The sequence below is a fragment of the Paenibacillus ottowii genome (genome assembly GCF_006874425.1).
In the GTDB taxonomy this organism is placed as follows: Bacteria; Bacillota; Bacilli; order Paenibacillales; family Paenibacillaceae; genus Paenibacillus; species Paenibacillus ottowii.
Map to the genome: position 1 here is coordinate 1 of NZ_VIJZ01000035.1, position 1733 is coordinate 1733.

General features: G+C 51.1%; 1 protein-coding gene. It reads left to right on the plus strand.

The window, feature by feature from the left end; genetic code table 11:
* Positions 1-1733: condensation domain-containing protein (locus FKV70_RS25785; protein ID WP_142614971.1), on the plus strand; the 1733-nt coding region annotated here is incomplete at both ends.

Sequence of the window (1733 nt, forward strand, 5' to 3'; positions counted from 1 at the left end):
CAACTGATCGAGCGGACCCGTGACATCGGGGAAGTGGAAAATGTATACGCACTGACCCCGATGCAAAAAGGCATGTTGTTCCATAGTCTGATGGATGCAGAATCAGGGGCTTATTTCGAACAAACAACCTTTGATTTGCGCGGTCGCTTCCAAGCGGATATTTTCCAAGATAGCTTGAATCAATTGGCGCAGCGGCATGAGATCTTTAGAGCCAATTTCATCAGCGGCTGGCAGGATGAGCCCGTGCAGGTGATTTTCCGCCGTAAGGAAGTCGGTTTCAGATATGAAGATGTGCGTCATTTGGACGATCAGGAACGTGACGCGTATGTGCAGGAATTTATTCGCCAGGACAAGGCAGCCGGGTTCGATTTGTCCCGGGATGCGTTGATGCGCGTGGCGATTTTACGGACCGGTGATGAGGATTATTACTTTGTATGGAGCTCTCACCACATTTTGATGGACGGCTGGTGTGTGGCGCTGGTAACAGATGAGGTGTTTGAGGCTTATTTTGCAGCCGTAGAGCATCGAGCACCAAAGCTCGCGCCTGTGACTCCATACAGTCAGTATATTGCGTGGCTGGAAGCCCAGGATGTAGAAGCAGCTGCTTCATACTGGAAGGAATATTTGCTGGGCTATGATCAGCAAACGTCAATTCCGACCGGAAAAGTAGGTGCGAAAGCAGACGGTGAACAATTTGAGCATGTACTGTGCGATCTGGGCCAAGACTTGACGGGACGTCTGGAAATGGTGGCCAAGCAGTACCACGTGACCGCCAATACGCTACTGCAAACCGCCTGGGGCTTATTGCTTCAAAAGTACAACGGTAGTGACGATGCCGTCTTTGGCGGTGTCGTATCGGGTCGCCCGGCTGAGATTTCGGGGATCGAAAATATGGTGGGCTTGTTCATTAACACCATCCCAATTCGTATCCGCAGCCAGGCTGAGGACACCTTTGCCGACCTGATCAGAGCGAATCAGCAGCAGGCGCTGGCTTCTCAAGATTATGAAACGTATCCGCTGTATGAAATTCAAGCCTTGACCGAGCAAAAACAAGAGCTGATCAACCACATTATCGTGTTTGAAAACTATCCGGTGGAAGAGCAGGTCGAGCAGCTTGGCGAAGGTGCAGCGTCGGATTTTGTAATCAGCAATGCAGGCATGATTGAACAAACGAACTATGATTTCAATCTGGTCGTGATGCCGCAGGAAGCGATGAAAATCCGATTCGAATACAATGCGAAGTTATATGATCGAGAAGCGGTGGAACGGACGCAGGGCCATCTGATACAGCTACTGGAGCAAGTGGTAGCGAATCCGAACATTCGAGTGCAGGAGCTGGATGTGTTAAGCGAGCAGGAACGCGAGCAAATTCTCCGCGTATGGGGAGATACAGCTGCCGAGTATCCAAGTGAGCAAACGATCCATGGCTTGTTCGAAGCACAAGCAGTGCAGACACCGGAACAGCCAGCGTTATACTTTGAAGGAGAGCAGCTAACTTATCGCGAGCTGAATGAACGTGCGAATCGTCTGGCTCGTACCTTGCGCAGTCAAGGCGTGACGAAGGATCGGCTGGTGGGTCTGATGACCGAGCGTTCGGTAGATATGATTGTGGGCATGTTAGGCATTTTGAAAGCCGGAGGTGCATATGTCCCTATCGATCCGACGTATCCGGAGGAGCGTATCCGCTACATGCTGGACGACTCGGGAGCAGAGCTGTTGTTAACGCAAAGCCA